The sequence below is a fragment of the Rhodococcus sp. A14 genome (genome assembly GCF_011603105.1).
In the GTDB taxonomy this organism is placed as follows: Bacteria; Actinomycetota; Actinomycetes; order Mycobacteriales; family Mycobacteriaceae; genus Rhodococcus_F; species Rhodococcus_F opacus.
This window is the reverse complement of sequence record NZ_JAAOQS010000058.1, coordinates 1-26077: the sequence shown is the minus strand read 5'-3', so window position 1 is coordinate 26077 and position 26077 is coordinate 1. Positions and strand designations below refer to the sequence as shown.

Below are 26077 nucleotides of genomic sequence, written 5' to 3'. Positions count from 1 at the left end.
CCTGGTTCCTACGCGGTGAAGGTGCGGTCGACGCCGTCGAGGATGCGGTCGACGTCCGGCAGGAAGTGCTCCTCGAGTTTTGCCGGCGGATACGGGACGGTGAAGCCGCCGACGCGGGCCACCGGTGCTTCGAGGTGATAGAAGCAGCGCTCGCTGATGCGGGCAGCTATTTCGGCACCGATCCCGAGGAACACGGGCGCCTCGTGGGTGATCACCAGACGTCCGGTGCGCTGCACGGACGCGGCGACGGTGTCGACGTCGAGCGGGGAGATGGACCGCAGATCGATCACCTCGATCGACCTGCCCTCGCCCGCAGCGACTTCCGCGGCCTGCAGTGCAGTTGTCACGAGCGGCCCGTAGGCGACGACGGTGGCGTCGGTGCCCGGTGCGACCACCCGGGCCTTGTGCAGTGGGCTCGTCTCGGCCGCCGGGTCGAGCTGCCCCTTCTCCCAGTAGCGGCGCTTGGGTTCGAAGAACAGCACCGGATCGTCCGACGCGATGGCCTGCTGAATCATCGTGTGCGCGTCGGCGGCGGTGCTGCAGGTGACGACGCGAAGACCCGCGGTCGCGGCGAAGTACCCCTCCGGCGACTCGGAGTGATGCTCGATCGCACCGATGCCGCCGCCGTACGGGACGCGGATGGTGATCGGCATCTTCACGTTTCCGCTCGTGCGGTAGTGCAGTTTGGCGACCTGCGAGACGATCTGGTCGAAGCCGGGGTAGATGAACCCGTCGAACTGGATCTCGCACACCGGCCGGTATCCGCGCATCGCGAGACCGACTGCGGTACCGATGATCCCGGATTCGGCGAGCGGGGTGTCGATGACACGGTTGGGACCGAAGTCCTTCTGCAGTCCGTCGGTGATGCGGAAGACGCCGCCGAGTTTGCCGATGTCCTCTCCCATGAGCACGACCTTCGGGTCGTTCTCCAGGGCGCGGCGCAGGCCGGCGTTCAGGGCCTTGCCGAGCGGAAGCGTGGTCGGGGCGGCCGCGGAGATGGCTGTACTCATGCGTCGATTCCTTCGAAACTGTCGAGGTAGGCCGCGAACTGGCGCCGCTCTTCGTCGACGAGGGGATGGGGTTCGGCGTACACGTTGTCGAACAGGGACATCGGCTCGGGTTCGACGGTCTCGAGGCATCCGCGGCGCAACGCCGCTGCGGTGTCGTCGGAGCGCTGCTGCACGGCGGCGAGGTAGTCGTCGTCGATCGCGCCCGCCGACTCGAGGAGGGCGCGGATGCGGTCGAGGGGGTCCTTGCGTTTCCATTCCTCGTCGAGCGCAGCGGGGCGGTACCGGGACGGGTCGTCGGACGTGGTGTGCGGGCCCATCCGGTAGGTGACCGCCTCGATCAGGGTGGGTCCGCTGCCTTCCCGTGCCCGTTCGAGCGCGGCCCGGGTCACGGCGATCACGGCGAGGACGTCGTTGCCGTCGACGCGCACGCTGGGAACACCGAAGCCCCGGCCCCGCGCGGCGATACTCACCCGCGATTGCAGGCTGACCGGTTCGGAGATCGCCCACTGGTTGTTCTGGCAGAAGAACACCACGGGGGCGTTGAAGCTCGCGGCGAACCCGAAGGCCTCGGAGATGTCGCCCTGACTGGTGGCGCCGTCGCCGAAGTAGGTGATCGCGGCGCCGTCGGAACCGTCGAACTGCATGCCCATCGCATACCCGGTGGCGTGCAGTGCCTGCGCGCCGACGATGATCGCGGGCGTCGTCATGTTGTATTCGAACGGGTTCCAGCCCGAGTGCGTCGACCCTCGCCAGAACCTGAGCATGTGGGTGGGATCGACGTCGCGGCAGTACGCGACTCCGTGTTCGCGGTAGCTGGCGAAGACGAAGTCGTCCGGACGGAGGGCGCGCGCCGACCCGACCTGCGCGGCTTCCTGCCCCAGCAGCGGAGCCCACAGCCCCAGTTCGCCCTGACGCTGCAGCGCGGTCGCCTCCGCGTCGATGCGCCGCACCACGACCAGGTCTTCGTACAGCGCGCGCACCGACGTGATGTCGACATCGTCGACGTACCGGGAATAGTCCGGATGATTTACTCGCGCACCGTTTTCGGTGACCAGCTGCACCACATCGTCATTGTCGAACACGAAAACCTCCGAAAGTGATGTACCGGGAGAGCTCGCTGCCCGCGAGTGACCTTTTCGGTCAGAATGTTGCATTCACACAACCACCAGGATTCATCATGCGCAAGTGCTGTCGAGCAGATTAAGCAGAATGCTCAAATAGGAAGCTCTGAACTCTGGCATACTGCGCTACATGACGAGACTCGATCGGACCGACGCCCGCCTGCTGCTCGCCCTGTGCGACGCCCCTCGCGCCACCGGGGTGCAATTGGCCTCCCTGCTGGGGATGGCACGTAATACCGTGCAAGCAAGGATGTCTCGCTGGGAAGAGCAACGAGTGCTCGCACCCGTCGACCGCTGCGTGTCACCCCGCGATCTGGGGTACCCCCTGCAGGCGTTCGTCACCGCGGTGGTCGACCAGCATCGCCTCGAGGACGTCATCGAGCACCTGCGGGACATCGCCGAGGTCGTGGAGGTCGTCGGCATCTCCGGAGCGGCGGATCTGCACATCGGCGTGGTCGCCGTCGATGCCGACGATCTGTATCGGGTCGCCGGCCTCATCCTCGCCGTGCCGGGGATCGAGCGCACCACGGTGTCCGTCGCGATGCGCGACGCCATCCCCTACCGAACCCGTCCGCTGCTGGAGCGGATCGCCGAGGAGCAATGACGAAGGCGCTGCCGTCGACCGCCCGGCAGCGCCTGTTCTCCGATCAGTGGTGTGCGGCGACGACCTCCCCGCCGACGTCTTCGGTACTGCGAGTGGGACTTACCCGCGATCTGAGCACGAGTACCAGCACGACGGCGACGAGCATGACCGCCCCGACGACCCACAGGCCTGCGCGTGAATTCCCGGTGGCGTCGAACAGCCAACCCGTGACGTACGGGGCCCCGAAACCGCTCATGTTGCCCACCGAGTTGACGACCGCGATACCTGCGGCGGCACCCGCGCCGGTGAGGAACGTGCTGGGCAGGTACCAGAACACCGGCAGGGCACAGAACACACCGACCGCGTTGACGGTCACCGCGATCATCGTCGTGAGTGGCGACTGCATGTACAGGGCGATCGGAATGGAGACGGCTCCGATCAGGGTGGGGATGGCGACGTGCCAGATCCTTTCACCGGTACGGTCGGAGTGCCTGCTCCACAACACCATTGCGACAGCACCCACTGCGAACGGGACCGCGACGATCAACCCGGTGGTGAACAGCGAGAAGTCGGTGTCGAACGTCTTCTTGAAACCGGCGACGATGCTGGGCAGGAAGAAACTGAGCGAGTACAGCCCGTAGGTGATCCCGAAGTAGACGAGCCCGAGCATCCAGACGCGGGAATCTGTCACCGCCCGGCGTACCGACCCGCTGATGTGAGAGCCGGATTCGGACGCCTCGGATTCGAGTTCACGAGTGAGCCACACCTTTTCGTCCTCGTCCAGCCATGTGGCCTGCGAGGGCCGGTCCGTCAGGTAGAACCAGGTGACCACCGCGAGCACGACGGCCGGGATCCCCTCGAGCAGGAACATGACCCGCCACCCGGACAGCCCGAACAGCCCGTCCCAGTACTGGATGATGGCGCTCGACAACGGGGCGCCGAGCGCCGACGACACCGGGAGCGCGAGAAGGAACAGGCCCATCAGCCGGACCCGATAGGCGCGGGGAAACCACAGCGTCAGGTAGAGCAGAACACCCGGGAAGAATCCCGCCTCGGCGATACCCAGCAGCATGCGCAGCGTATACAGCGAGCCGGCATTGGGCACGAAGGCCATGGCCGCCGCGATGATTCCCCACGTGAGCATGATCCGGGCGATCCACCGGCGCGCCCCGAACCTGTGCAGCGCGAGATTGCTCGGCACCTCGAACAGGAGATATCCGATGAAGAAGAGCCCGGAGGCCAGACCGAACATGGTCTCGGTGAGTCCGAGTTCCTCGCTCATCGTCAGCTTCGCCAGCCCGATATTGGTCCGGTCGAGATAGTTGACGAAGTAGGCCAGGCCGAGGAACGGAATGAGCCGCCGTGCGACCTTCCGGACCACCCTCTCCTCGATCTCGGGTTTCTGCAGTACAGACGACATGTGTGACTCGACTTTCTGAGGAGTGGGCATGGGTCGGACCGCCGTGTCCCGCTCGGCCGAAAAGCTTGCGTGACAGGCGTTGGTGCTCGGGGTGGTTTACGAGAAGATCTTCCCGGGGTTCATGATTCCGCGCGGGTCGAGGGCGTTCTTCACCGCTCGATGCATGCCCAGGACGACCGGGTCGAGTTCCTGGGCGAGGCCGTCCATCTTCAGCAGACCGACACCGTGCTCGCCGGTGACCGTGCCGCCGAGTTCCAGTGCCGCGTCGATGATGTCCGCGAACGCGGCCTGCGCGCGGGCGCGGGCCGCCTCGTCGTCGCGGGGTGTGATCAGGAGCGGGTGCAGGTTTCCGTCGCCGGCGTGTGCGATGTTGGCGATGGTGGTCTCGTGGGCGATGCCGATCTGTTCGATGCGCGCAAGCATCTCGGGGACAGCCCGTTTCGGCACGCACACGTCTTCGGTGAGGACCGGTCCGAGTCGTTCCATCGCGGGGTAGGCCAGACGACGCGCAGCGAACAACGCGTCCGCTTCCTCCTGGTCGGTGGAGACGGCAGACCACGTGGCTCCGGCTTCGTCGAAACACGACAGCATCTTCTCCGCTTCCTGGTCACCGACGACTCCCGCGGTGTCGATGCGGCCGAGCAGAACGACGTTGGCCTCCACCGACAATCCCATCTTCTTCCACGCGTCGACGGCGATGAGGCACTGCTTGTCCACCAGTTCGAGCGCCGACGGGGTGAGCCCCGCCGCGGCCACCGCGCTGACGGCCCGGCCCGCGTCGACTATGGAATCGAAGTAGCCGGCCACCGTGCGCTGCGGGTCCTGGAGCGGTCGCAGTTTGACGGTGATTTCGGTGATGACGCCGAGCGTTCCCTCGGATCCGACCATGAGACCCGCCAGATCGTAACCGGCCACACCCTTGGCGGTCTTGCGTCCGAGGCGCACGAGGTCACCGGTGCCGGTCACGATCTGCATGCCGAGCACGTAGTCGCGGGTGACGCCGTACTTGACGCAGCACAGTCCGCCCGCGTTGGTGGCGACGTTCCCTCCGATCGTCGACCACGGTGAACTGGCCGGATCCGGCGGATACCAGAGTCCGTGTTCGGCGCACGCGGCGCGGAGATGGTCGTTCACCACGCCGGGCTCGACGACGGCGTACCGCTCGAGCGGATCGATTTCCTTGATCGCGTTCATGCCCTCGAGGGCGAGGACGACGCAGCCGTCGGTCGCGTTCGCTCCGCCGGACAGACCGGTCCCGGCGCCCCGGGTGACGACGGCGGTGTCGTGGTCGAGGCAGGCGCGCACGACAGCCTGGACTTCGAGGGCCGTTCGGGGCCTGACGACAGCGAGCGGTGCTGCGTACGGCGCCCACTCGGCTTCGTCGTGCTGGTACTTCGCGACGACGTCGGGGTCGCGCACGACGCGATCCGCGGGAAGGGATGCCAACAGTGCATCGATCAACATGGCGAAAACCGGTCCTTTGCGGGCGAGAAGGTGATGTCTCGAATCTAGCTGTGATCTGGATCTCGGCCAATGTAGATTTCATCTATCAAATCCAGGAATCCATGGATGGAGACACCAGTGAGTACTCCCGATCGCGGCTGGATGGAACTGCTTCTCGACGACGCACCCATCGACGAACTCGATGTCCTCCGGCGCACGCTGATCGAGGAATCCGGCGCGTCCGACAGGGCCGCGGTCGAACGCGAAGCCAACGCCGCACTCCGGCTCCGCGCGCAGCTCGACCAGCGCCAACAGCGCAGTAGGGAGCTGGCGGCGCTCAACGACATCGCCGTCCGGTTGACGACCGTCCGCTACGACCGGGTGTTGCTGCAGGAAGTGGTCGATCAGGCGCGGCAACTTCTCGGTGTGGATCTCGCCTACATGGGATCGGTGTACGACGAGGAATTCGTCATCGAGGTCACCAGCGGGGCCTTGACCCCGAACCTCGTCGGAATCCGACTGTCCCTGGACGAAGGACTCGTAGGCCTGATCGTCCGCAGGTCCGCACCGGAGTGGACACCCGACTACCAGAGCGAACCGGCGTTCCGGCACATCACCGGAGCCGACAGCGCAGCGCGGTCGGAGAACATGCGCGGCCTGCTCGGGGTGCCCCTGCGCGTCGCCGACCGCGTCATCGGTGCCCTGTTCGCGTGCAAGCGTCAGGAGCGGGCCTTCACCGAATCCGAGATCGCGCTGCTGTCGGCGCTGGCAGCCCATGCAGCGATCGCGATCGAGAACGTTCGCTCGTTGGAACGTGAGCGAGACACCGTCGCACGGCTCGAATCGGTGAACGCCGAATTATCACAGCGCACAATCGAGCTCGAACAGATACTGCAGTGGGATCGGACGCTGACTCAGGTGGTGCTGCTCGGGGCGGGAGTGCAGCGTTTGGTGCAGGAGGTCGCGCAGCTCTCCCGGCAACCGGCCTATTTCGTGCAGGACGAATCCGCGTTGCCCGTCGACCTGATGCCGCATGCCGATGACGTGTCGGCGGCGGTCCGTGAGCTTCGGGCGGGAGGGAAGGACCACACCGAACGCGGCGAGGTGGTCGCACAGCGTGTCGCGGCGGCCGGCGAGATGCTCGGCGCCCTCCTGTGCGTGGGAGCCGGGCAGCCGACCACGCGTCTCCTGCTCGAACGTGCGGCACCCGCGATCGCGCTGTCGCTCGCCGAGGAACGTGCCGCCGGGGAGGCGACGCGTCGTGCACGGGATGCCTTTCTCGTCGACCTGCTGACCCATCCCGCCGCGACCGCACAGGACGAGCGCCGCCAACTGCGGTTGGCCGGACTCAACCCCGACACGACGTACTGCGTCGCCGTGGCGATCGCCACGGGCCCGGACACGGTCCGTACCGCCCTCGGGACATTCGCGTTCCCTTCGGGAACCGTTGCCGCGGAGCATGGTTCCCGCGCACTGGCGGTCGTGCCCGCCAAGGATTCCGCCTCCGTCCAGGCGGTGTTCACCGCCGGACGGCTCGACGCGACGATCGGAATCGCGGAGCCGGCGCGTGGCGCGAAGGCGCTCGCGCAGGCCTACGTCGAAGCCCAGCAGACCGTCGACGTGCTCGACACATTGGGACGCGCCGGGGACGTCTCGTCCGCGCGCGGCCTGGGCATCTACCGGATCCTGCTGAGTCACATGGCGCGCGAGCACCTCGACGAACTCACCGAGGCCCAACTGGGGCCGCTGATGGCGGAGCAGGCCAAACGCGGAGTGCCACTGCTGGAAACACTGTCGGAGTATCTCGCTCACGGACGCCACCATTCGGCGACCGCGGCGAGTCTCGGCGTGCACGTCAACACCCTCTACCAGCGTCTCGACGCGATCGACCGCCTCCTCGGCCCGGACTGGCGCAACCCCGACAAGGCTCTCGATCTACAGGTGCTGATGCGGTTGCGCAGAACCGCGGAACTACTCGGCGCACGAACTCGGTGACACGGTTCAGGCGCTGATGCCGCCCGTGAGGATCGCGGCGAGTTCGGCGTAGGCGTGCGCATCGTCGAGTCCGGTGCTGTCGCGGACCCCGCGTTGCTGGATGCGGACCATCATTGTGGCGGCGAGGTCGGCGGCGAAGGCCGCGTGCACGTCGCGGAAGTCCCCGCCGGCGACGCCTTCGGTGATCAACTCCTGGACTCGACCAGCCGCGAACTGGGTGTTCCGTTCGTACACCTCCCGTGCCGGCGGGAAGGCGTCGAGGTCGGCCATGAACTGGTCGGATGCGGCCGAGAGGGCGGTGCCCACGGCCGACAGGTAGGCGGTGATCCGCTCGCGGGCCCCGGCGATCGGCTCGATGTGCGACTCGACGTCGTCGGTCGCGCGGCGGAAGAAGTGCACGGTAGCGGCTCGGACGAGCTGCTCTTTGCTGCCGGCGAGGGTGTACAGCGTCGACTTCGAACAGCGCAGCCGGTTCGCGATCTCGTCGAGCGTCAGGTGGGCGAACCCCTCGACCAGGATCAGGTCGACGAGGGCGTCGAAGAGCTGGGTGCGCCGTCGGGTGGCGAAACCGGGTCGGGTGGGCTGCTCCATGACAGAAATAGTACTGGGCGATGCCTTGCAGTACTATTCCGCAATCAGTACCCTGGGGCGTAATCCAGTACTGTTTTCCGTAGCCTTCTCGAGGAGAAACCGTGGCCGTCGATCGCTTGCTGCCTACTGACGAAGCCCGTGACCTGATCCAGCTCACGCGCGACGTCGCCGACAAGGTCCTGACGCCGATCGTCGACGAGCACGAGAAGTCGGAGACCTACCCCGAAGGCGTGTTCGCCACCCTCGGCGAGGCCGGACTGCTGAGCCTGCCGTACCCGGAGGAGTGGGGCGGCGGGGCGCAGCCGTACGAGGTGTACCTGCAGGTGCTCGAGGAGATCGCCGCCCGCTGGGCATCGGTCGCGGTCGCGGTCAGCGTCCACAGCCTTGCCTGCCACCCACTGATGGCGTTCGGCACCGACGAACAGAAGCAGCAGTGGCTCCCGGAGATGCTCGGCGGCAACACCATCGGCGCCTACAGCCTGTCCGAACCGCAGGCCGGATCCGACGCCGCCGCACTGACCTGCAAGGCCACAGCGACCGACGGCGGGTACGTCGTCAACGGCGCGAAGGCGTGGATCACCCACGGCGGCATCGCCAATTTCTACAACCTCTTCGCCCGCACCGGTGAGGGATCGAAGGGGATCTCCTGCTTCCTGGTCCCGAAGGACACCGAGGGCCTGACGTTCGGCAAGCCCGAGGAGAAGATGGGCCTGCACGCCGTGCCGACAACGTCCGCGCACTACGACGACGCCTTCGTGCCCGCGGAACGACGTATCGGCGCGGAAGGGCAGGGTCTGCAGATCGCGTTCAGCGCACTCGATTCCGGCCGGCTTGGCATCGCCGCGGTCGCCGTCGGTCTCGCGCAGGCCGCCCTCGACGAGGCCGTCGCCTACGCCCAGGAGCGGACTGCGTTCGGCAAGAAGATCATCGACCATCAGGGACTCGGCTTCCTGCTGGCCGACATGGCCGCCGCCGTCGACTCGGCACGCGCCACCTACATCGACGCGGCCCGTCGCCGCGACGCCGGCCTGCCGTACTCCCGCAACGCGTCCGTCGCCAAGCTCGTCGCCACCGACGCCGCGATGAAGGTCACCACCGACGCCGTCCAGGTGCTCGGCGGCTACGGCTACACCCGCGACTTCCGCGTCGAGCGGTACATGCGGGAAGCGAAGATCACGCAGATCTTCGAGGGCACCAACCAGATTCAACGCCTGGTCATCAGCCGCACCCTCGCCGCGAACTGACGCACCCACCCCCGAGAAAGGCTCCTCCTCACATGCCCACCTCTGTGATCATCGCCGGCGCCCGCACCCCGATCGGCCGCCTGCAGGGTTCGCTCGCCGGATTCTCCGGCGCCGACCTCGGCTCCATCGCCATCGACGCGGCGCTCGGCAAGGCCGGTGTGGCCCCGGACCAGGTGCAGTACGTCATCCTGGGTCAGGTCCTCACCGCCGGCGCCGGGCAGATGCCCGCCCGTCAGGCCGCCGCGAAGGCCGGCATCCCGATGAGCACCCCGTCGCTGAACATCAACAAGGTCTGCCTGTCGGGGGTCGAGTCGATCATCCTCGCCGACCAGTTCATCCGGTCCGGCGCGTTCGACGTGATCGTCGCCGGCGGCATGGAGTCGATGAGCCAGGCACCGCACCTGCTGCCCGGTTCACGCGGCGGTTTCAAGTACGGCGACGTCACTCTCGTCGACCACATGGCCCTCGACGGGCTGCACGACGCATTCACCGATCAGCCGATGGGGCTGCTCACCGAGGCCGGCAACGACAAGGACGTCATCGCCCGCGACGACCAGGACGCGTTCGCGGCGCGCTCGCACCAGCTGGCCGCCAAGGCCTGGGACAACGGGATCTTCGACGACGAGGTCGTCCCGGTCGAGATCCCCGCCCGCAGGGGTGAGAGCACCTGGCTGCGCCGCGACGAAGGCATCCGCCCCGACACCACCGTCGAAACCCTGGCGCGGTTGCGCGGCGCGTTCCGCGACGGCGGCACCGTCACCGCGGGGAACGCGTCGACGATCAACGACGGCGCCGCCGCCGTGGTGGTGATGAGCAAGGAACGCGCCGAGGCGGAGGGGCTGACCTGGCTGGCCGAGATCGGCGAGCACGGCATGGTCGCCGGACCGGATTCGGGTCTGCAGTTCCAGCCGTCCGGTGCCATCGCGAAAGCCTGTTATGCGGAAGGTATCTCGCCCGTCAAGCTGGATCTGATCGAGATCAACGAGGCGTTCGCCGCGGTCGGGATCGCCTCCACCCGCGAACTCGGCGTCGACCCCGACCGGGTCAACGTCAACGGCGGTGCCATCGCCCTCGGCCACCCGATCGGCATGTCCGGCGCCCGCATCACCCTGCACCTCGCGCTCGAGTTGCAGCGCCGCGGCGGCGGCACCGGTGCCGTCGCCCTCTGCGGCGGCGGCGGACAGGGCGACGCCCTGATCCTGCGCGTCCCCTGACAACCCCGCTTTACCACCACTGCCGCAACCCTATTCGAGGAGAACTCTGTGAAGATCGATGGAGCCGTCGCTGTCGTCACCGGCGGAGCATCCGGACTCGGTAACGCCACCGCCCGGGCCCTGCACGAGCGCGGTGCACAGGTCGTGCTGCTGGACCTCCCGTCGTCCGACGGGGAAGTCGCCGCCAAGGAGATCGGGAAGGGTGCCTACTTCACGGCCGCCGACGTCACCTCCGCCGGCGACGTCACGTCCGCGATCGACTTCGCCGCGTCGCTCGGCGACCTTCGCGTGGTGGTCAACTGCGCCGGAATTGCGACGCCCGGCAAGGTTCTCGGCAAGGCCGGCGCCCTTCCCCTCGCGGACTTCGAACGCGTCGTCCGCATCAACCTCGTCGGCACCTTCAACGTCCTGCGCCTCGCCGCGGAGAAGATCGCCCAGACCGAACCCGTCGACGGGGAACGCGGCGTCATCATCGACACCGCCTCCGTCGCCGCGTTCGACGGCCAGATCGGTCAGCCCGCCTACGCGGCTTCCAAGGGCGGCGTCGCCGCGATGACACTGCCGATCGCCCGCGAACTGGCCCGCCACCTCATCCGCGTCGTCACCATCGCGCCCGGAATCTTCGAAACGCCCATGATGGCCGGGCTTCCCGAGGAGGCGCAGAAGTCCCTCGGACAGCAGGTGCCGCACCCCTCCCGGCTCGGCAAGGCCACCGAATACGCCGCCCTCGCCGCGCACATCATCGACAACGCGATGCTCAACGGCGAGACCATCCGCCTCGACGGCGCCATCCGGATGGGCCCCAGGTAGGCGACCCGACCGTTGCGGTCGGCGGCACCGAGTCATCGCGTGCCGCCGGCGGCACCGACCGGACGGATTCCTCGATCCGACTGGGCCGGATCGATCGGCCTACATTCCTACGTAGTTCGCGCATGTGACTGCTGCTCGACGCACCCGCGCTTTCCGGAGGGGGTCGAAATTGCCGCCACACATGCGACCCACATCTTCGGTGCGGGAGCATGCGTTCCATTCCACGCAACAGCCTGGAGATGGAATGATTTCTCCACGTGGAGTGCGTTGCGAGCAGCGGAGCCTTGTCCGAGCCCTACGCCGGAACGGTTTGCCTTTCGGCAGCCGATTGCATTGTTCCTCGGTCGCGAAGATCATCCGCTCCCGTCCTTGCTCCACTCCCTTTCGCACTGTGCCTACGAGGCTGCCAGTCGCTTTACGCAGCAAAGCTTTCTGACCACTGAGGTCGTTCGCGAGGGCCACCACGCGGTATGGGCTGACTGGCCAGACGATATACGGTGACGAGATCAGGCTTGGCCGCACGTTGTGCCTGAACGGAACAAGGACCGGAGCGTCGCACGTCATGAATCGCCCTTGCGGATCGTGCCAGATCTCAATCTGTCGAGTCGTGAGGACGTCGGCGGCTTCCCACATAGCCTTGAACAACAGTTCGGTGTGGATGCCTGCCAGTCGATTCGGGTTTGCTGCGTCGTTGTCGATCGACTGGTGCTGCTCAGGATTCTGGGCGAGTAGCCACTCGTCGTACTGAAGGTGAAGGCGCCGCTGCTGCAGCGTTCGCATTCTTTGAACTGCGATTGAGACGCATAATCCTACTAAGTGGTCTGATTCGTTAATTTGTCGGGGGTCATGCCGCTTGCAGGGTTCGATCGTGGTGGTCGAGTCGTTCGAGGTGCCGGTGCAGGTCGGTGATCGTGTAGCGCCACTTGAACGGCACGGCGGTGGCGTTGTACCGTTCCTCGAAGGTGAGCAGGCGCCGTTCGACAGCATCGAGGTCTTCGAAATCGTTGGGTGAGAGCACTTTGCGTTGGATTATAGAAAAGTAGATCTCGACCTGATTGAGCCACGACGCGTGCACCGGGGTGTGCACCATCACCGCGTTCGGATACCTCGCGGACAGCCGATCGATCGCGGCCCGGCCCCGGTGCGAGGATCCGTTGTCGACGATCCAGAACACGCGTTGCGCCGACGCATAGGGCTCGCAGGTCATGACCTGATCGACCAGGGCGGTGAACGGTACTATGCCGGTGGACTGTTCGCATCGACCGAACACCCGGGCGTGGTGGACGTCGTAGGCCGCGAGATACGTCAACGCCCCACCGCGGCGGTAGTCGTGATTGACTCGCATCGGACGGCCTTTGCCGGCCGGCTGGGTGTCATGGCAACGGCGACGGGCCTGGATGGAGGGTTTTTCGTCCGCGGAGATCACGTACTCGTCCGCGCCCAGCTCGATGCCGTCGTACCTGCGGGCATACAGATCGAGGACGACAGCGGCTTTGGTCTCGAACTGTGGATCCCGGATGAAGATCCTTGGGTTCGTGCGGTGATCGCAACACCACTGATCAAAGGGTGTTGCACATGGCGAAATATTCTCATCGGATGGTTCCGGAGATCTTTCAAACGTTCTGGGCGGGGATGGCTGCGGGTGAGTTCATCACGGACGCGGCCGAGGCGGCCGGCTCGTATCGCAAACAGGGCGCTCGGTGGCTTGCGGCATGCGGTGGGGTGCGTCCCCGGCGTGGCCGCAACCTCAAGGGCCGTTGTTTGACGTTCGCGGAACGGGAAGAGATCGCCATCGGCATCGCCGCAGGTCACACGCTTCGTGACATCGCGAAAGCCCTGAACCGGAGTCCGTCGACGATCTCACGCGAGATCGCCCGCAATCGTGAGCCGTCCGGGCGGTACCGAGCCAGATCGGCGCACGCAGCCGCCTACCATCGGGCCTCGCGGCCCAAGCCGTCCAAGCTCGCGACCAATCCGTCGCTGCGCGAGACGGTCGAGAAATCTCTGACCGAGCGCCATTCACCCGAGCAGATCGCGGGCCGCCTCCGACTCGATTTCCCCGACGATCCACAGATGCGGGTGAGCACCGAGACCATCTACCAATCGCTCTACCAACCCTCCCGCGGCGGACTCGAACACACCCTCACCCGATCGCTGCGGACCGGACGTGGGCTGCGCCGACCCAGTCGGAAAGCCGGCCAGCGCAAGAATCGGATCCCCGACATGGCCAACATCGCGGACCGCCCCAAAGACGTGAAAGACCGTGCAGTAGCGGGGCATTGGGAGGGTGACCTCATTGTCGGCAAACGGAATCTGAGCGCGATCGGCACACTCGTCGAACGTTCGACCGGCACCGTCATGCTCGTTCATCTGCCCGACGGATACAAGCCCGAGCAGACCGCGCCCGCGTTGACCGAACAGCTCGAGACGCTGCCCACGAGCCTGCGCCGGACCTTGACGTGGGACCAGGGTTCGGAGATGCGGGACTGGAAGAGCGTCAGCGCGGCCACCGGCATCGACATCTACTTCTGTGATCCACACGCACCCTGGCAGCGCGGGACCAACGAGAATACGAACGGCATTCTCCGTCAGTACTTCCCCAAAGGTTCGGACCTGAGTGTGCACTCGAAAGCAGACCTGGAGTGGGTCTCACGGCAACTCAATGAGCGCCCCCGGAAACGGCTAGAATTTCGCACACCCATCGAAGAGATGGAACGACTGCTGTTGCGATGACCGCCAGAATCCGCCATTCCCTCACTGAGAATCTTATCGAGGTCGACGATGTGGTCGGAATGGAGTTGAGTAAGGAACACTCCGGCCAGTACATCGAGGGACCATCGAAGTCCGATTCGTAGTTGCTGCCCAGCTTGGCGTTTCGGAGCTGACGCATCACCCCGTGGCCGGCGTCGATGAGATAGAACCGATCGTCGACCACAACGGCGGATGCAACAGTGCCGAGTGTGGCGGTGCGCGTGATGACGAACGCACCGCCACACCTTGGGCCGGCTACTTCACGACGCGGATCGCGTGGTCTTCGACGTACTCGCCCATGCCCGCTTCGCCGAACTCGCGTCCGATACCGCTCTGCTTGACGCCGCCGAAAGGCATGCGCAGGTCGAGGGATTCGAATGCGTGCGAGTTGATGAACGTACTGCCGGCCTCGATCTGACGCGCGATCGCAAGTCCGCGATCGATATCGGTCGTCCAGACTGATGAGCCGAGTCCGTATTCGGAGTCGTTCGCCCACTCCACGACCTGGGTTTCGTCGTCGTAGGCGATGAGGGGGATGACGGGTCCGAACTGTTCGCAGCTGCTGATCGGCGCGGAGTGTTCGACGTCGCGAACCACATGCGGGAGAACGTAGTACCCGTCAGCGGCAGAGTCGAGCTTCTTTCCGAGCTGGATGATGTTCGCGGAGGAGTTCTTCGTCCCTTCGATCAGGTTCGTGACGCTGTCGAACTGGGCCTTGTTGTTCAGCGGTCCGAAGCTGGCGTTTTCGTCCAGCCCGTGTCCGACGGCGTACTGGTCGACTCGTTCGCAGAAGGCGTCGGCGAAGGTGCCGTACAGCGAGCGGGGTACGTAGATGCGCTTGACCGCGAAGCAGATCTGGCCGGATCGGGTGAACACGCCCTTGAGCATTCGGTCGAGCGCGGCATCGATGTCGACATCGTCGAGGACGACCGCCGGGTCGTTGCCTCCGAGTTCGAGGGTCAGGTTCTTGATCGTGCCTGCGGCCGAGGCCATGACGTGCCGGGCGGTGGCGGTGCCGCCGGTGAAGCCGACCTTGCGCACCAGCGGATGGGAGGTGAGTGCCTGTCCGACGTCCGCGTTTCCGTGGACGACGTTGACCACGCCCTCGGGAAGTTGTTGCGCGATGCGTTGCAAGGCCAGGGTCAGCGCGGCAGGCGCGAACGGGGACGGCTTGAGCACGATGGTGTTGCCTGTGGCGAGCGCGGGCGCGAGCTTCATCATGGTCAGCACCACGGGCATGTTCCATGGCACGACCGCTGCGACGACGCCGCGGGGAACGCGCTCGATGCTGATGAAGCTCTGCTCGTCGTCGTACTGGACGGGTGTGAAGAACCCGTCGACGAGACTCGCGGTGTGCTGGAGCACACCGGTGCCGAGGGCGAAGTCGGTCTGAGCTTCCCACAGCACACCGCCGTGCTCGCGGACGAGCAGCGGCGCGAGATCCTCCGCGCAGTCGGCGAGCACGTCTGCGGCGCGGAGCAACAGCTGAGCCCGCTCGGCGGGCGGGACGTTCCTCCACGACGCGAACGCGCGGTGCGCCAGTTCCACCGCCTGGTTCACATCGGCGGGGGTGCCGACTGCGACACGGGCGACGATGTCGTCGAGGCGGCCGGGGTCACGGACCTCGTCGTAGTTGTCGACGTCGGTCAGGGTGTGGCCGATGAGGTGGCCGATCGACAGGACATCGTGGGTGGTGGTCATGAAAATTTGCTCCTTGGCTGGTTGCGGAGAAGATGGTTTGCCGGTGCGGAGGTGTGCTCAGAAGACGACAACTGGCTTGATCGTCGACCCGTCCGCGGAGTCGGCGAACGCGGTGTTGATGTCGGCGAGAGAGTAGGTGCGGATCAGCTTGTCGAACGGGAATCTGTCCTGTTTCCACAGTTCGACCAATCGGGGGATGAACACCTGGGGCACCGAACTGCCCTGGATGATCGTCTTGAACGTCCACCCCTTGACCAGCGACGCGCCGATCTCGAAATTCACCTCGGTGCCGGGGGCGGCCGCACCGACGAGGGCCAGTGTTCCTCGAATTCCGAGGGAATCGGCGGCTTGGCGCAGCACCGCCGGTACCGCGGTGGTGTCGATGGCGTAGTCGACGCCGTCCCCGTTCGTGATCTTCTTCAGTTCGTCGACGACATCGACGGTGCCGGCGTTGACGGTGTGCGTGGCGCCGATCTGCTGGGCGAGCTCGAGCCGGGAATCGTGGAGGTCGACGGCGATAACGGTGGTGCATCCGGCGACGCGGGCTGCCATGATCGCGGCCGAGCCGACGGCGCCGGTCCCGAACACCACGAGGGAGGTTCCCGGCTCGGGACGCAGGTCGTTGAGGACGGCGCCGGCACCGGTCTGCAGGCCACAGCCGAGCGGGGCGAGGGTGGCGAGTGGCGCTCCGGGATCGACCTTGACGACGCTGGTCTCGACGACGTTGGCGTGCGTCGCGAACGAGGACTGCCCGAAGAAGTGGGAGGAGATCGGTGCGCCGTCCACCGATAGTGCCGTCGTGCCGTCGTGCCGGTGTCCGCCGAAATCTTCTTCGAAGAGGTTCTCGCAGTATGCCATTCGACCGGACCGGCACTGCCTGCAGTGCCCGCAGTAGGCGGCGGACAGGACGACGTGATCGCCCACATCGACGTTGGTGATTGCCTCTCCGATCGCCTCGACGACGCCGGCACCCTCGTGGCCGAGGACGGCGGGGAGAGGGGTGGGGTAGATGCCGTCGCGCACGATGGCGTCGGTGTGGCAGATGCCGGTGGCGACCATTCGCACCCGCACCTCGTTCGAACGCAGCCCGTCGAGCTGCAGTTGCTCGATAGTGAGTGGTTCGCCGGTGTTGCGGGCGACGGCGGCGGTGACGGTCGTGGTCATGAACTCTCTTCTCTCGGAATGAACGGCTATCCGGTCAGCTCGCTGCGGCCTCGACGAGGGCAGCGGCGAGCGGCTCCGGCTGGGTGAGCTGGGATTCGTGGCTGCCAGGGGTGTAGATCAGGGGTGCGCCTGGAAGCCGTTCGGTGAAGCGAGGGGCCCAACCGAATTCCCCGGGCGGCAGGGCGAGGTCATCCTTGGACAGCACGTAGCTAGAGGGCAGTTGGAGCCGTTCCCACTCATCGAGGTCGAGGGACTCGTTCATGGTGTGGAACGGTTGGCTTTCGAGCAGTGGGTAGACGATGCGTTGGGTCTCGGGGGATGCGTCCTGCATGAAGGCGGCGCAGAACACTTCGAACGGGAACGTCACCGAGTTGTCGGTGGAGGCAGCCGCCGAGGCGCGGAACATGTCGCCGTAGGCGGGCGGGCACAGATCGATCAGCGACTCTCCGGTCTGGGGCACGAACGCGCTCCAGTAGACCAACCGGGAGATGCGTGTCGCGAGCCGCACGGAGGCGCCGGAGACGGGGAAGCCGCCCCAGCTGTGACCGACGAGGACGATGTCGGTGAGGTCCCGCTTCTCGACGTAGTCGACCAGGTAATCGACCGAGTCGGCGAGGTGGATGTTGGCTTTCGTGTCTTCGGTGCCGAGTCCGGGCAGGGTCGGCATGTACACGCGATGTCCCTGAGCGCGCAGATAGCCGGCCACGGGCCGCCAGGACCAGCCGGCGTGACAAGCGCCGTGGACGAGGACGAAGGTTGTGGACATGGTGTCTCCAATCGAGGGGTGTCAGAGTCGTTCCGACGATGCCGAGGCCGTGAGCTGCGAGGTGGCGGGAACGGTGCTCGACGGGTGCGGTGTGCTTGCAGCCGATCGGCTGACCAGCGCGACCGCGAGGCAGCCGAGCGCGGCGAAAGCCGCGAACGCGTAGAAGTTCCACTCGACGCCGAGCGCGGAGGAGGCGATCCAACCGCCGAGGATCGGCCCGACGATGGCGCCGACCCGGCCGAGTCCGAGTGAGAGGCCCAGAGCCGCGGTGCGCTCGTTCTCACCGAAATATGTCGCGACGTAGCCGTTGACGAGGATCTGGGTACCGACGGTGCCGAGCCCGGCGACGGCGACCACGGCCATGGCTGCAGACACCGGCAGTCCTGTTCCCAGGGCGAGGATGGCTACCACGGCGAGCAGGAATGACGTGACGGTGACCGGTTTGCTGCCGAATCGGTCAGCGGCTCTCGAGGCTGCGAGTGCACCGACGATGGCTCCGAGGTTGAGCACCAGCAGGAAACTCAGCGAGCTACCGAGGGAGTAGCCCGACTGGCGCATGATGTTCGGCAACCAGGTGTTGACCCCGTAGACCAGAAGCAGGCCGCAGAACGAGGCGACGACGAGAAGGAGCAGGGGGATCCGGCGGGGCCCGGTCACCAGCGATGCCATGCTTCCGTTCGACGTGGTGGCCGACGATGCGGGGAGGTCGATCCCGAACTTGTCGGCGAGCGCCCGCACTTCGATGATTCGGCCCTTGCCGACGAGGAAAGCCGCGGATTCGGGGAGGTACCGCCACGCCAGGGGCACGATGGTGACCAACGGCAACAGACCGAGGGCGTACATGATTCGGAAACTGTTCTCCGGAAGCAAGGCCAGCGCTGCGAGGGCGGAGAGCATGCCCCCGACGGAGTAGCCGCTGTACATCAGTGCGTTGTTGAACTGCCGGCGCGACGGCGGTGAGTACTCGACGGTCAGTGCGATGACGGTGGGGACGACACCACCGAGGCCGAGACCTCCGAGGAATCGCAGCAGGCCGAACACCTCGGGATTGGGCGCGAGCGCGGTGAGGCCCATGATCACCGAGAAGGAGATCAGCGAGCCGAGCACGATGGCGCGGGCGCCGACCCGCGAGGCCAGCCACCCCGACAACAGTGCCCCGAGCAGCATGCCGACGAGCGCGTAGCTACCGATCGCACCGATCTGGCCCGCGGTGAGCTGCCAGGGTTCGTAGGCGAGGAGTGACGGAACGGTGGCGCCGTAGACGACCAGGTCGTAGCCGTCGTAGACGATGATGACGAAGCAGAGGGCGACGATCGAGGCGCTGGAACGCCGGGTGCCGGGGCCGTCGAGTGCGGATGTGGTCAGGGGGGTCACCTGTTTCCTCCGTTGCGGGTGGGTGTCTGGAGGTGATGGGGGAGTCCGACACACTTGCGTGACGTCGGGCGGTTCGTGGTCGGTGGGACGACCGCGAGAAGACTATGTGAGCACAGTCACTATGTGACATAATTGCCTCTGAAGTCAATACCAATGACACATATTGCTGGTCGAATGGATCGATCGCGGGCGAAGGGATGGCACACATGCGACCACGGGCACTCGTGTTCGATCTGTACGGCGAATACTTCCGCTATACCGGCGGGGCGGCCAAGCTCGGGGCCCTGACCGAACTGATGGGGGTCTTCGGAGTCGAGCCGGCCACGGTGCGGGTGGTGATGACCCGCCTGCGCAAGGAGGGGTGGTTCGACTCGGCGAAGAATGGGCGCGAGGTGTCGTACCTGCTCAACGACAAGAGTTGGCACCTGCTCGACGACGGCCGTGCCCGCATCTTCGAGCGGCACTTCGACGACTGGGACCGCACCTGGACGCAGGCGCTCGTCGACGAATCCGACCTGAGCCGCGAGCGGCGCAAACGCATCGAAACGGCACTGACGTGGTGGGGGTTCGGGCATCACGGCGGCACCGCCTGGTTCTCGCCGCACGACCGAGAGAAGCAGCTGCGCGAAATGCTTTCCGGTGATGACGAACTGCACATCCAGTTCCTGCGCAGTCAGACGGCGGGCCTTCCGTTCGACCGACTCATCGCGGAACGGTGCTGGGATCTGCGTGAGCTCGGCGCCGACTATCAGGGGTTCATCGAGGAGTTCCAGCCCAGGTTGGCGCGCTACCGCCGGGGCCTCGGCGGCCGGGCGGCCCTTGTCGAACGGATGCAGCTGATTCAGGAGTATCGGAAGTACCCGTTCCGCGACCCCGACCTGCCGGAATCGCTGCTGCCGCCGGGTTGGCGCGGCCGGGTCGCCCACGAGGTGTTCACCGAGTGCCACGACACCCTTCGTGCAGGTGCGGAGGGTTTCGTCGCCCAGATTTCGGAAAACATGTAACAACGTCATTGACTATTCGACAAAATCTGTCACATAATTAGGTGAGAGTTCGCCCGAGATCCGGGCCACAGTCATATGAGGGGCCGACATTGATGTCCATCCCAGATCAGAATTCGTCGCCTGACGCAGCACCGCTGCGCGTCGCCTGCATCGGCGGTGGACCGGGCGGATTGTTCTCCGCCATCGCGTTGGCACAGACCGTGCCGGGGACCACCATCGACGTCTTCGAACGCAACAACGAATCCGACGTCTTCGGATTCGGGGTCGTGTTCTCCGACGCGACGCTCGACAACGTCGACCGGATCGATCCCGTACTGCGGGACGCTCTGGCCGAGCACGGCAGGCACTGGGACACCATCGAGGTGCGCAGCAAGGGTGTGACCACATCCGCCGGCGGCAACGGAATGTCCGCCGTGCACCGACGGGTCCTGCTCGGAGCACTGCAGGACCGCGCGACCGAACTGGGCGCGCGCCTTCATTTTTCGACCACCGTGGATGTCGACGCGCTCGACGCCGGCGGTGAGTACGACCTGATCATCGCCGCCGACGGCGCGAACTCTGCATCGCGGGAACGCTTCGTGGACGAGCTCGGGCATTCGGTAGACGAGGCCGCGGTCAAGTTCATCTGGTTCGGCACCACGTTCCAGTTCGACGGACTGACCTTCCTGCACAAGCAGTCCGAGCACGGGAATTTCGCCGTGCACGCCTACCCGATCGGCTCCGACCTGAGCACGTTCATCGTCGAAACCGACGAGGCCACCTGGCGCCGTGCGGGCCTGGACGGCTTCGACATGTCCACCCCGCCCGGGCAGTCGGACCTGGTGTCCCAGCGTTACCTCGAGGAACTGTTCGCCGATCAGATCGACGGCCACTCGTTGGTGGCGAACAACTCTCGGTGGGCGAACTTCCGTACCCGCCGCACCCGCCGCTGGCACACCCGCGCCGCGCAGGGCACCCCCGTGGTCGTCCTCGGCGACGCCGTGCACACCGCCCACTTCTCGGTCGGCTCCGGCACCAAGATGGCCATGGAAGATGCCGCCGTCCTCGCCCAGACCGTCGCCGATCATCGCGGCGACCTCGACGCCGCCCTAGCCGCATTCGAGGACATCCGTCGCCCACAGGTCGCGAAGATCCAGGACTCGGCGATGCCGAGCCTGTCCTGGTGGGACCACTTCGGGGAGTACTACCGCGCACTCGAACCGTGGCAGTTCGGATTCCATTTCTTCAGCCGCGCCATCTCGGCCGAGAAGATGCGCGTGCGCGACCCCCGGTTCGTCTCCGACGCCGAGCGCGCCTGGAACACCCAGCACGGTGCCACGCCCCTGGATACCCCGCTGACCATCGGAGCCGTCATGCTCGGGTCCCGGTTGCTGCAGATCGCCGAATTCTCCAACGATTCCCTACATTTCAGCGACGGCACGACGACAGTGGCTGCCGGAACATCCACCGGCGAACCGGACGTGGCGGCGATCTTCACCGCACCGGACGCAGACCGGACCTCGCTCGACGTCGTCACCCGCACCGAACTCGATGAGCTGTGTGCGCGGAAACCGGTTGCTGTCGCGGTCCGCGGAGGCACTGCCCTCTCCCGGGTGTTGTGCGCCGAACACATCCGCTTCACCCATCGCATCCCGGTGATCGTCGTCGACCAGCCCACGTCTCTGCGCGCCAGGCGCGCTGTCGACGAACGGGACTGCGCCGCAACGTTGATCCTGTCCGGTCGCGCCGACGCCGTCGCCTTCGAATCTACCGCCGACGCGCATCCGCGTGTCCTCACCTCCGCCGAGGTCGCGAAATGACACTGACACACACTCCCGCGCCGACGAACACACAACTGAACCGACTGTTCGCCCCGACGTCGATCGCCGTCGTCGGAGCATCCGCCTCGCCCGCGAAACTGGGGTCGGTGATGCTCGACGCGATCACTCGTGGCAGCGACGGCACCGTGACTGCCTACGGGATCAACCCCAAGGGCGCAGGCGACGGATTCCACGTGTCGCTGGCCGCCGCCACCGAATCGCACGGCGCGCCAATCGACCTGGCCGTGCTCTGCATTCCGGCCGCCGCCACCCCAGCCGCGCTGCGTGAGGCCGCGGACTGCGGCGTCGGCGCCGCGCTGATCTGCTCCGGCGGATTCGCCGAGGCCGGCCCCGACGGTATCGCGCTGCAGAATCAGCTCGCCGACATCACTGCCGAGACCGGGATCCGGTTGCTCGGCCCCAACACCTCCGGCTTCTTCCGCCCGGGAAACACCACCGTGAGTTTCGTGCCGACGGTCGAACACATCAACCGCGGCACCGTCGCGGTCGTCGCGGCCAGCGGCGGCATGAACCACGCCCTGTCGTTCCTGCTCTCCGAGCAGGGAGTCGGCGTCGGACTCGGGGTCGGGCTGGGCAACAGTGTCGACGTGACCAGCGTCGACGTACTCGAATACCTGAGCGAGGACCCGACCGTCACCGCCATCGCGCTCCACGTCGAATCCGTCGACGACGGCCAGGCGCTGCTGGCGGCGGTGCGCAAGGTCACTGCCGAGAAGCCGATCGTGGCGATCGTCGTCGGGCGCAGCGACGTCTCCGCCTTCTCCGAATCGCACACCGGCGCCCTCGCGACGTCCTGGAAGACCACCCGGGCGCTGCTGGCCGAGGCCGGCGCCGTGGTCGTCGACTCCGAGCGGCAACTCGTCGATGCGCTCGCCGTGCTCAGCCGCACCCGACTGACCGCCGCCCCGACCCCCGGCATCGGCCTCGTCACCGCCCAGGCCGGCCCCGGTCTGATGATCCTCGACGAATTGCTCGCCCAGGACGTGCAGGTGCCCACCCTCACCGGATCGACCCAAGCGGGGTTGTCGGAACTGCTGCCGCCGTTGACGTTCCAGGCCAATCCCGTCGACACCGGTCGGCCCGGCGCCACCTTCGGCAACGTATTGGCGACCACAGCGGCCGACCCCCGGATCGACGCCCTCGCGGTCTACGCCCTCGCCGAACCCGACGCTATCGATCTCGCCGCCGCCGTCCGCGAATCCGGAGTACACACCGACGTGCCCGTCGTCCTCGGCATCGGCGGCCCCGGAAAGGCCGTCGGCAAGACCTCCGCGTCGGCCGGAGAGATCGGCGTCCCGGTACTGCCGAGCCCGACCGCCCTCGCCACCGGCATCAGTGCGCTGGTACACGACGCACGAAGTCGCTACCTGCGCGCCGCCGACACCACGACCACCACGCCGTCGGCGGCACCGGCACTCTCGCTGCCCGCCGACGAGGCCACCGCCAAGGACCTCCTCGACGCCCTCGGAATCGCCACACCCCAGAGGCGCGTCTGCACCGACCGCACCGCCGCACACCAGGCCCTCACCGAAATCACGCTCCCGGTCGCGGTGAAGATCCTCGACGCCACGGTCGTGCACAAGACGGAGATCGGTGGAGTCCACCTGGGGATTCGCACCGCGGAGGACCTCGACACCGCACTCGACGCACTCGACGCCATCGACGCACCTGCGTATCTGGTCGAGAGCATGGCCACCTCCGGGGTGGACCTGTTCCTCGGCGCCCGCCGCGACCCGGTGTTCGGGCCCATCGTCGTCGCCGGTCTCGGCGGCACGGCGGCAGAAGCCATCGGCGATGTCGCCATCCGCAGCCACCACCTCACCCACGCCGCGGCTGCCGCCATGCTCGACGACCTCCAGTGCGCGCCGTTGCTCGACGGCTGGCGTGGCGGCCCCGTCCTGAACCGCGACGAGTTCGCCCACCTCGCCGTCACCGTCGCCGGCTACCTGGCCGCCCATCCCGAGATCAGCGATATCGAGATCAATCCACTGCGGCTGACCCCGACCGGACTGACGGCCCTCGACGCGGTCATCCTCCCGGCACCGAACCGGCCCACCGCACTCGAAGGAGAGCTGCAATGAGCACCCGCACCCCGCTGTCCATCGAGGGTGTCGTGCCCTGGCCCGACGAGGTCGCCGAGCAGTACCGCAAGGCCGGGTACTGGCAGGGAACGTCGATCGGCTCCCACATCGCCGGACAGGTCGAGCGCCGACCCGACGACGAAGCACTCGTCGACGGCTCCACCCGCCTGACCTACCGGCAACTGTGGGACAAGTCCGCCTCCTGCGCCCAGTACCTGCTCGACCTGTCGATCGCCCCCGGTGACCGGATCGTGCTGCAACTGCCCAACAGCTGGGAGTTCGTCGCACTCACCCTCGCATGCTTCCGGACCGGGATCGTCCCCGTGATGGCGCTGCCCGCGCACCGCAGACACGAACTCACTCACCTGGCGTCGCTGTCCGAGGCCACCGCGATCGTCGTCGCCGACACCGACCGGGACACCGACCTGCGCCAGATCGCCCAGCAGATCGCCGCCGACGTACCCAGCATCCGGACGGTGCTCGTCCACGGAGAACTCTCGAACGACGCGACGCCGCACGCACCCGAGCGCGCGCTCGCCGCCGGCATGGACACCCCCGTTCGATTCACCGACGCCGAATACGAACCGACCGGCGCCGACGTGGCCTGCCTGCTGCTCTCCGGCGGCACCACCGGACTGCCCAAACTGATCGTCCGCACCCACGACGACTACGTCTACAACGTCCTCCGCTGCAACGATGTCACCGAATTCGACTCCGACACCGTTTATCTCGGGACCTTGCCGAGCAGTCACAACTTCCCACTGGCGTGTCCGGGCATTCTCGGTGCGCTGTTCGCCGGCGGCCGCACCGTGATGCTGCCGTCGCCGGCCCCCGAGCGGGCCCTGCGCACCATCGACGCCGAAGGCGTCACCGTCGCCACCGTCGTTCCCGCCGTCGCCCAGACCTGGATCGAGCACCAACGCGAGCACCACACCATGACCGGCACCACGCTGCGGGTGCTCCAGGTGGGCGGATCCCGCATGCCCGACGAACTCGCCGCCCGCGTCGAACCCGTCCTCGGCGCCCGTCTGCAGCAGGTCTTCGGGATGGCCGAGGGACTGATCAACATGACCCGTCTCGACGACGACCCGGAAGTCATCACCAATACCCAGGGCCGACCGGTCAGCGAGGCCGACGAGATCGCCGTCGTCGACGAGATCGGCGAACCGGTACCCGACGGCACCCCCGGCGCCCTGCTCACCCGCGGCCCCTACACCCCGCGCGGCTACTTCCGGGCACCCGAACACAACGCGAAAGCGTTCACTCCCGACGGGTGGTACGCCAGCGGCGACATCGTCGTCCGCCGCCCCGACGGAAACCTGGTGGTCGCCGGCCGCGACAAGGACATGATCAACCGCGGCGGGGAGAAGATTTCCGCCGAGGAAGTCGAGAACTTCGCGTACCAGATCGACGGCGTCGAGATGGCCGCCGCCGTCGCCATGCCCGACCCCAAACTCGGTGAAAAGCTGTGCCTGTACCTGTCGCTGACCGAAGGCCACGACGTCACCCTCGACGACGTCGTCACCCTCATGAACGAGGCCGGCGTCGCCCGATTCAAACTCCCCGAGCGGCTCGTCATCGTCGATCAGATGCCCACCACCAAGGTCGGAAAGATCGACAAGAAGGCCATGCGCGAAGACATTCGCCAACGCCTCGCGCAGGAACACGCCGCGTCGTAAGACTTCCGAGGATCGGCGACGTGTATGGCGCCGTCGCCGATCCTCGGTCTCCACATTCGAAGGAGCCCTCCATGCATACCCCCGACCCCTCGCTCGACGACGCTCCGGAGCTGAAACAGCTCTACCACGATTTCGAGGCCGAGCACCTGAATCCGTTGTGGACCCAGCTCGGTGATCTGATGCCGATGACGCCGGCGTCGCGGGCGGTGCCGTTCGTGTGGAAGTGGTCGACGTTGTATCCGTTGGCGCGGCGGGCCGGGGATCTGGTGCCGGTCGGCCGGGGTGGGGAGCGGCGGGCGATCGCCC

The 26077-nt window shown here is 66.6% G+C and carries 20 protein-coding genes and 1 pseudogene; 11 read left to right on the top strand and 10 right to left on the bottom strand.

Features of this window, described 5'->3' with window-relative positions; genetic code table 11:
- Positions 1–8: 8 nt before the first annotated feature.
- A complete protein-coding gene (locus G9373_RS26465) occupies positions 9–1010 on the bottom strand; it encodes an alpha-ketoacid dehydrogenase subunit beta (protein ID WP_167117506.1) in 1002 nt (333 codons plus the stop codon).
- Positions 1007–2092: a pyruvate dehydrogenase (acetyl-transferring) E1 component subunit alpha gene (gene pdhA, locus G9373_RS26460; RefSeq protein ID WP_005249848.1), complete on the bottom strand. Its 1086-nt coding sequence runs from the start codon at positions 2090–2092 to the stop codon at positions 1007–1009. The genes G9373_RS26465 and pdhA overlap by 4 nt, the downstream gene beginning before the upstream one ends.
- 169 nt (positions 2093–2261) lie before the next feature.
- On the opposite strand from pdhA, the gene G9373_RS26455 reads away from it, so the two are divergent.
- On the top strand, positions 2262–2735 hold the full coding sequence (locus tag G9373_RS26455) for an Lrp/AsnC family transcriptional regulator (protein WP_025433548.1): 474 nt from the start codon (positions 2262–2264) through the stop codon (positions 2733–2735).
- Between the two features lie 43 nt (positions 2736–2778).
- On the opposite strand, the gene G9373_RS26450 is transcribed toward G9373_RS26455, so the two are convergent.
- Positions 2779–4134: an MFS transporter gene (locus G9373_RS26450; RefSeq protein ID WP_167117503.1), complete on the bottom strand. Its 1356-nt coding sequence runs from the start codon at positions 4132–4134 to the stop codon at positions 2779–2781.
- Between the two features lie 96 nt (positions 4135–4230).
- The gene (locus G9373_RS26445; RefSeq protein WP_167117500.1) at positions 4231–5598 is read right to left on the bottom strand and encodes an FAD-linked oxidase C-terminal domain-containing protein; all 1368 of its coding nucleotides are present in this window, start codon (positions 5596–5598) and stop codon (positions 4231–4233) included.
- Positions 5599–5703: 105 nt separating this feature from the next.
- Between G9373_RS26445 and G9373_RS26440 the strand changes: the two genes are divergently transcribed.
- Positions 5704–7572 (top strand): GAF domain-containing protein, encoded by a 1869-nt coding sequence (locus tag G9373_RS26440; RefSeq protein WP_206032647.1) that lies wholly within the window; start codon positions 5704–5706, stop codon positions 7570–7572.
- 6 nt (positions 7573–7578) lie between these two features.
- Here G9373_RS26440 and G9373_RS26435 read toward each other — a convergent pair whose 3' ends face one another.
- Entirely contained in the window at positions 7579–8163 is a 585-nt protein-coding gene (locus tag G9373_RS26435) for a TetR/AcrR family transcriptional regulator (RefSeq protein ID WP_005567928.1), read from the bottom strand.
- A 101-nt stretch (positions 8164–8264) separates the two neighbouring features.
- Between G9373_RS26435 and G9373_RS26430 the strand changes: the two genes are divergently transcribed.
- From G9373_RS26430 to G9373_RS26420, 3 genes are read left to right on the top strand one after another with little or no spacing between them, the layout of a single operon-like run.
- Complete coding sequence (locus G9373_RS26430) at positions 8265–9407, top strand: acyl-CoA dehydrogenase family protein (RefSeq protein WP_065492637.1); 1143 nt, start codon at positions 8265–8267, stop codon at positions 9405–9407.
- 32 nt (positions 9408–9439) lie between these two features.
- Positions 9440–10621: an acetyl-CoA C-acetyltransferase gene (locus tag G9373_RS26425; protein WP_065492638.1), complete on the top strand. Its 1182-nt coding sequence runs from the start codon at positions 9440–9442 to the stop codon at positions 10619–10621.
- Between the two features lie 48 nt (positions 10622–10669).
- Positions 10670–11431 carry an SDR family NAD(P)-dependent oxidoreductase gene (locus G9373_RS26420; RefSeq protein WP_005257808.1) on the top strand — a complete coding sequence of 254 codons (762 nt, stop codon included), beginning with the start codon at positions 10670–10672 and terminating at the stop codon, positions 11429–11431.
- An 844-nt stretch (positions 11432–12275) separates the two neighbouring features.
- On the opposite strand, the gene G9373_RS26415 is transcribed toward G9373_RS26420, so the two are convergent.
- Complete coding sequence (locus tag G9373_RS26415; protein WP_346842849.1) at positions 12276–12857, bottom strand: transposase; 582 nt, start codon at positions 12855–12857, stop codon at positions 12276–12278.
- A gap of 149 nt (positions 12858–13006) precedes the next feature.
- Between G9373_RS26415 and G9373_RS26410 the strand changes: the two genes are divergently transcribed.
- Positions 13007–14164, top strand: coding sequence for an IS30 family transposase (locus tag G9373_RS26410; protein ID WP_240960735.1), 1158 nt, complete (start codon positions 13007–13009; stop codon positions 14162–14164).
- 273 nt (positions 14165–14437) lie between these two features.
- On the opposite strand, the gene G9373_RS26405 is transcribed toward G9373_RS26410, so the two are convergent.
- From G9373_RS26405 to G9373_RS26390, 4 genes are read right to left on the bottom strand one after another with little or no spacing between them, the layout of a single operon-like run.
- Entirely contained in the window at positions 14438–15883 is a 1446-nt protein-coding gene (locus G9373_RS26405) for an aldehyde dehydrogenase family protein (protein ID WP_133985696.1), read from the bottom strand.
- Between the two features lie 57 nt (positions 15884–15940).
- On the bottom strand, positions 15941–17047 hold the full coding sequence (locus G9373_RS26400; RefSeq protein WP_167117497.1) for an NAD(P)-dependent alcohol dehydrogenase: 1107 nt from the start codon (positions 17045–17047) through the stop codon (positions 15941–15943).
- 34 nt (positions 17048–17081) lie between these two features.
- Complete coding sequence (locus G9373_RS26395) at positions 17082–17813, bottom strand: alpha/beta hydrolase (protein ID WP_167117494.1); 732 nt, start codon at positions 17811–17813, stop codon at positions 17082–17084.
- Positions 17814–17834: 21 nt separating this feature from the next.
- Entirely contained in the window at positions 17835–19187 is a 1353-nt protein-coding gene (locus G9373_RS26390; protein ID WP_133985702.1) for an MFS transporter, read from the bottom strand.
- A 206-nt stretch (positions 19188–19393) separates the two neighbouring features.
- Between G9373_RS26390 and G9373_RS26385 the strand changes: the two genes are divergently transcribed.
- The 5 genes and pseudogenes from G9373_RS26385 to G9373_RS26365 form a co-directional block, all read left to right on the top strand.
- Positions 19394–20191, top strand: coding sequence for a PaaX family transcriptional regulator C-terminal domain-containing protein (locus G9373_RS26385; protein WP_133985704.1), 798 nt, complete (start codon positions 19394–19396; stop codon positions 20189–20191).
- A 92-nt stretch (positions 20192–20283) separates the two neighbouring features.
- Positions 20284–21990: an FAD-dependent monooxygenase gene (locus G9373_RS26380; protein ID WP_133985705.1), complete on the top strand. Its 1707-nt coding sequence runs from the start codon at positions 20284–20286 to the stop codon at positions 21988–21990.
- Complete coding sequence (locus G9373_RS26375) at positions 21987–24092, top strand: acetate--CoA ligase family protein (protein WP_133985707.1); 2106 nt, start codon at positions 21987–21989, stop codon at positions 24090–24092. Before G9373_RS26380 ends, G9373_RS26375 begins: the two co-directional genes overlap by 4 nt.
- A complete protein-coding gene (locus G9373_RS26370; RefSeq protein WP_133985709.1) occupies positions 24089–25771 on the top strand; it encodes an AMP-binding protein in 1683 nt (560 codons plus the stop codon). Before G9373_RS26375 ends, G9373_RS26370 begins: the two co-directional genes overlap by 4 nt.
- 71 nt (positions 25772–25842) lie before the next feature.
- Positions 25843–26077 (top strand): annotated as a pseudogene (locus G9373_RS26365) (cupin); the annotation flags it as partial.

Excerpts from the sequence above, each read along its gene's own strand:
- G9373_RS26465 (WP_167117506.1), bottom strand. The coding sequence starts at position 1,010 with ATGAGTACAGCCATCTCCGCGGCCGCCCCGACCACGCTTCCGCTCGGC.
- G9373_RS26455 (WP_025433548.1), top strand. The coding sequence starts at position 2,262 with ATGACGAGACTCGATCGGACCGACGCCCGCCTGCTGCTCGCCCTGTGC.
- G9373_RS26450 (WP_167117503.1), bottom strand. The coding sequence starts at position 4,134 with ATGTCGTCTGTACTGCAGAAACCCGAGATCGAGGAGAGGGTGGTCCGG.
- G9373_RS26445 (WP_167117500.1), bottom strand. The coding sequence starts at position 5,598 with ATGTTGATCGATGCACTGTTGGCATCCCTTCCCGCGGATCGCGTCGTG.
- G9373_RS26440 (WP_206032647.1), top strand. The coding sequence starts at position 5,704 with ATGGAGACACCAGTGAGTACTCCCGATCGCGGCTGGATGGAACTGCTT.
- G9373_RS26435 (WP_005567928.1), bottom strand. The coding sequence starts at position 8,163 with ATGGAGCAGCCCACCCGACCCGGTTTCGCCACCCGACGGCGCACCCAG.
- G9373_RS26425 (WP_065492638.1), top strand. The coding sequence starts at position 9,440 with ATGCCCACCTCTGTGATCATCGCCGGCGCCCGCACCCCGATCGGCCGC.
- G9373_RS26410 (WP_240960735.1), top strand. The coding sequence starts at position 13,007 with ATGGCGAAATATTCTCATCGGATGGTTCCGGAGATCTTTCAAACGTTC.
- G9373_RS26405 (WP_133985696.1), bottom strand. The coding sequence starts at position 15,883 with ATGACCACCACCCACGATGTCCTGTCGATCGGCCACCTCATCGGCCAC.
- G9373_RS26400 (WP_167117497.1), bottom strand. The coding sequence starts at position 17,047 with ATGACCACGACCGTCACCGCCGCCGTCGCCCGCAACACCGGCGAACCA.
- G9373_RS26395 (WP_167117494.1), bottom strand. The coding sequence starts at position 17,813 with ATGTCCACAACCTTCGTCCTCGTCCACGGCGCTTGTCACGCCGGCTGG.
- G9373_RS26385 (WP_133985704.1), top strand. The coding sequence starts at position 19,394 with ATGCGACCACGGGCACTCGTGTTCGATCTGTACGGCGAATACTTCCGC.
- G9373_RS26380 (WP_133985705.1), top strand. The coding sequence starts at position 20,284 with ATGTCCATCCCAGATCAGAATTCGTCGCCTGACGCAGCACCGCTGCGC.
- G9373_RS26375 (WP_133985707.1), top strand. The coding sequence starts at position 21,987 with ATGACACTGACACACACTCCCGCGCCGACGAACACACAACTGAACCGA.
- G9373_RS26370 (WP_133985709.1), top strand. The coding sequence starts at position 24,089 with ATGAGCACCCGCACCCCGCTGTCCATCGAGGGTGTCGTGCCCTGGCCC.